2 protein-coding genes and 1 pseudogene are annotated in these 4,697 nt (G+C 47.2%); all 3 read left to right on the forward strand.

Features of this window, described 5'->3' with window-relative positions:
• Positions 1 to 659 (forward strand): annotated as a pseudogene (gene mtbB, locus ACPK8D_RS16490) ([dimethylamine--corrinoid protein] Co-methyltransferase); the annotation flags it as partial.
• A 248-nt stretch (positions 660 to 907) separates the two neighbouring features.
• Positions 908 to 2,353, forward strand: a complete 1,446-nt coding sequence (locus ACPK8D_RS16495; RefSeq protein ID WP_424718942.1) for an APC family permease — start codon at positions 908 to 910, stop codon at positions 2,351 to 2,353.
• 257 nt (positions 2,354 to 2,610) lie between these two features.
• A partial coding sequence (locus ACPK8D_RS16500) for a histidine kinase dimerization/phosphoacceptor domain -containing protein (protein WP_424718943.1) occupies positions 2,611 to 4,697 on the forward strand: 2,087 nt, incomplete at its 3' end.

Consider the following 4,697-nt stretch of genomic DNA (forward strand, 5'->3'; position numbering starts at 1 on the left):
TACTGGGAATGCACGGCGGGCTTCAGTATGACGGAGTAACCCTTGCAGGGCTCTGGCCGCACCAGCAGGCTCCTCTTATTGCAAAGGCAGGAGCAAATGTCTTCGGGCCTGTGGTAAACACAAACACGAGCAAGACCTCAGCCTGGAACCTTGCGCGCGCGGTTACTTTCATAAAAGAAGCGGTTAAGGTTTCTACCCTGCCCTGTCATGTTGATATGGGAATGGGGGTTGGCGGAATCCCGATGCTTGAAACGCCTCCGATTGATGCCGTTACAAGGGCAAGCAAGGCAATGGTCGAGATTGCAGGCGTCGACGGCATATAGATCGGGGTCGGCGACCCTCTGGGTATGCCGATTTCCCACATAATGGCTTCAGGTATGACAGGCATGAGAGCTGCAGGCGACCTTGTCGCAAGAATGGAGTTCTCAAAGAACATGCGCATAGGCGAGGCAAAAGAATACGTGGCAAAGAAACTCGGGGTCGAAACGATGGACCTGGTAGACGAGCACGTTATGCGCGAGCTGCGTGAGGAACTCGATATCGGGGTAATCACTTCGGTGCCGGGAGCTGCAAAAGGAATTGCCGCGAAAATGAATATCGAAAAGCTGCTTGATATAAAGATAAATTCCTGCAACGTATTCAGAAAGCAGATAGCGTAAACCGAAGAATTCCGAAATAACTGCAAAGATACGGAAAAGCAGGTACAGGTTTCCTGTAGCCTTTCTCAGATTATTTCCCGGTAATATTCCTTAAGAATAATTCCTGGTAATATTCTTGAGAAAGGCTTGAATTTTACCGGATTTTCCCGCTTTCTCCGTTTGCAGGCTCTTATGAGTCGATTTGTGCTGCCAGAGCTGTGCGAATCGTCAGTTGTTGTTAAGAGGTAATTATAGGAGTGTGCTTGAGAATGAGCAACGAAAACAATGAAAACGGAGGGCTTCAGCGAACAATCGATTGGAAGCAGGGCCTTGCAATTGCCCTTGGGGTTCCTGTGCTGATTCTGCCATCCATAGGTTATTTTGCAAATTATGTCTGGGCCTTTGCAATCATCATCTGGGCGCTATCTGTCTTTCAGGGTTTCATGCAAAATTTTGCCTACGGGGAGCTTGCCACAATGTTCCCGAAAGCATCCGGGCTTCCTGGGTACGCCCAGAGTGTCTTTACAAGTCGGGACGCAAATAACAAGTATGACCGCAGCAAACTGCTTGGAGGTTTCAGTGCCTGGAGTTACTGGTTTGCCTGGAACCCGGTTCTTGCAATCTTTTCTATCCTGATCGGAAGTTATCTCAAAGGCCTGATCCCTGCATTTGCAGGTGTGCCTGACCTGGCCATTTATCTAGCGTCCGGCGCAGTCGTATTCGTGCTTCTTATCCTGGTCAACTATCGCGGGCTCTCGGGCGGAGCAACGCTCGGGTATATTCTTGCCGTACTTTCGCTTGCCCCTCTAATCCTTATTTCCCTTGCTCCCTTTGTAACCGGGCATTTTGAGATCAGCAATATTACCGGTGCCTGGCTGCCTCCAGACTGGAGCTGGGATATACAGCATATCCTGATCCTGCTCGGGCTTATGGCAATGGCCCAGTGGAGCGCCTGCGCCTGGGAAACCGCAGCAATTTACGGGCCTGAATATAAGCAGCCCAGATCGGATGTCCCAAAAGCCCTCTTTATCTGCGGCTCTATCTGTCTTGTAACCTTTATTCTGGTTCAGGCGGCCTGTACCGGTACTCTGGGAATAGAAGGAATCCTGGCCGAGCCGTTCTCTCCCATGCTGCCTTTAGCTCAGATGACTCTGGGCCCTATAGGTGGGGCTCTGACGATCCTTATGTTGATTGCAGCAATGATTCTCATCATACAAACCGCATTTCTCGGAGCTTCAAGGGCTATGTATTCCATGGCTGAAGAAGGAAATCTGCCAGGGTTTTTCGGAAAAATGAATCCGCACGGGACTCCGGTTAATGCGATGATTGTCATTGCCCTTTTGAATATGGGTTTCATCTTCCTGGGAACCCCTGCAGCTATACTGGCCGCATCAGCAATAGGTTATGTCTGCGCGAATGGGATAAGCCTGCTTGCATATTTCAAGGCAAAGTTTGACCCGAGATTCTCAAAACTCGAAAGACCGTTCAAAGCCCCCGGAGGCTGGCAATACATAGCCCTTTTCTTCGGGTTCTTTAATCTGCCTCTCTGTCTTATTGGAATAATATACCTCAACAGTCTGGAAGTTGGCTGGACTTCGACAATCGTGGGTTTTGTCGTGCTTGCCCTTTATCTACCTCTGTGGTATTATTCCCAGAATGAGAGCAGGGCAGCTTTAGAGAAAGATGGTTCTCTCCCGGGTGAATCCACGATATAACGTGTTTCCCGGATTCAAAAAGGAATTTAAAAACATGTGGTTACAGGAAATTATATAATTTTATATCCTGAAACTCCATGTTTATTTTTCTTTATTATAATTAAAATATATTATAATAAATGAGCTGTTTGTAATAAATAAAAACTTTGTAATAAAAAAAGTTATAAAATTAACATATTTATAATAAATCAGGTAATTTTATTCCTCCTTCATTCTACGTAAAAATAACCTGACCTGGCTGAAAATGAGGTTTAATGATGCGTGACGACACCCCGCTGAGGACCAGACTGATTCTTTACATTGTGCTTGGGGTTTTTCTTATCCTTACAGCTTCGACGGCTGTTATAATTTCTACGGTCACAGCGCAGGAGGAAAAGCTTGCTTATCAGCAGTCGATTGAGATGGCCTCCAGTTACGCGAATAAGTTTGATGCGGACATGAAAGCCAATCAGGCCACTGCAAGAACGATCTCCGGAACTATGGGAGCTTACAGTGCGGCAAATAGGGCGGAGGTACTGAAGATCCTTGAAAACCAGCTTCTCAAAAACCCTGAGCTTCTCGGAACTTACGTCGCTTTTGAGCCAGGGGCTTTTGACGGGAGAGATGCAGAGTATGCAAATACCCCTGCACATGATGCAACCGGCAGGTTCGTCCCCTACTGGCACAGGATTAGGGGGAATGTCACGGTTGAACCCCTTCTGCATTATGACCGGTCCGATTATTATCAGCTCCCGAAGAAAACGAAAAATGACGTGCTTACGGAACCTTACTTTTATGAAGGGGTTTTCATGGTAAGCTATGTTTCCCCCATTTTTAAGGATGGAGAATTCGCCGGAGTAGGAGGGGTTGATGTCTCTCTTGAATACCTTGATGAGGCGGTAAGTGAGGTTCGGGCCTTTGAGACAGGGTATGCTTTCATGGTAAGCAATACCGGGATTTTGCTCTCCCATCCTGCGCATAAGGAATGGATAGGAAAGAAAAGCCTTCACGATTTTGAAGGAAACGAAATCCGGAAAGCCGCATCCGATATACGGAAAGGGATAGGAGGGCACCTGGAGTCCGTAGATCCGACAACAGGTAAAAAAGCGGTAATGTTCTACGAACCCGTTGAAACAGGTAAATTCGCTTTTGTGCTTGTAATCCCGAAAGAGGAAATGCTTGCAGGCGTTTCCGATCTCAGGAACAGGCTTCTTGTCATTTCTGCGATTTCAATCCTGTTCATGGCTGCCCTTGCATATATGATTGCCCGGTCCGTTACAGGCCCTATAGATAAAATTGTTGAGGATTTCAAGAAGATTGCCAGTGACGCTGTCAGGGGTGAACTTGGCGTAAGAGCAGATACGGATGTAGAAATCGATTTCCGCGAAATTCCGGTCGGTTTGAATGAAATTCTCAATGCCGTTATTGTTCCTATTCGGGAGACCATGAGGGTAAGCAATGCACTTTCTCAGGGAGAATTGAAAGAGCGGGTTTGCGTGAATATGCAGGGAGAATTCCGAGAACTGGGGGATACGCTTGATAAATTTTCTGCAAACCTGAACCGGATAATTGATGACTCAAATGCAGTCCTTACCGCGTTCCAGCAGAATGATTTTAAGCGGCAGATTCTGGTGCATGGGCAGGGTGATTTCAAGCTGCTTACGGAGGGAATAGAAGAAGCCAGGTGCTTCCTTGATAGAGCAACCGCCGAGCGGAAGGAGGCCGAAAAGGCTCTTACCGACTATGCAGCCGAACTTGAGTTGTCTAACAAGCTTAAGGAAGAGCTGGAACTGGTAATTAATAACAGCCCTGTAATTGTTTTTTTGTGGAAATACGAGGAGGGCTGGCCTATTGAATTCGTTTCGGAGAACATTACCAGGCTGGGTTACAACGTTGAAGACTTCACCTCGAATAAAATTCTCTATAAGGATATCGTGCATACCGAAGACCTGGAAAAAATGGCTGCCGAACTTAAGATGCACGTTGACACCGGCTGTTCGGACTATACCTCGGAATACCGGATTCTCACAAAATCGGGGGAGGTCCGCTGGGTTGACGAAAGGACGGTTATCCAGCGCAATGAGGAAGGAGAAGTCCACCTTCAGGGCATTATCCTGGACATAACCGAGCATAAGAAAGCCGAGGATGCACTCCTCCGGATGGAAGAAATCCGTAAAAAAGAAATCCATCACCGCATCAAGAATAATTTGCAGGTAATCTCCACGCTTCTGTACCTCGAATCCGGGAATTTTACGGATAAAGATGTAACCGAAGCCTTCAGGGACAGCCAGCACAGGGTCAAATCAATGGCTCTTGTGCATGAAAAACTTTACCAGTCCGAGGATATGGTAAGTGTGGACTTTGC

It is taken from the genome of Methanosarcina sp., from assembly GCF_049706645.1.
Classification (GTDB): Archaea; Halobacteriota; Methanosarcinia; order Methanosarcinales; family Methanosarcinaceae; genus Methanosarcina.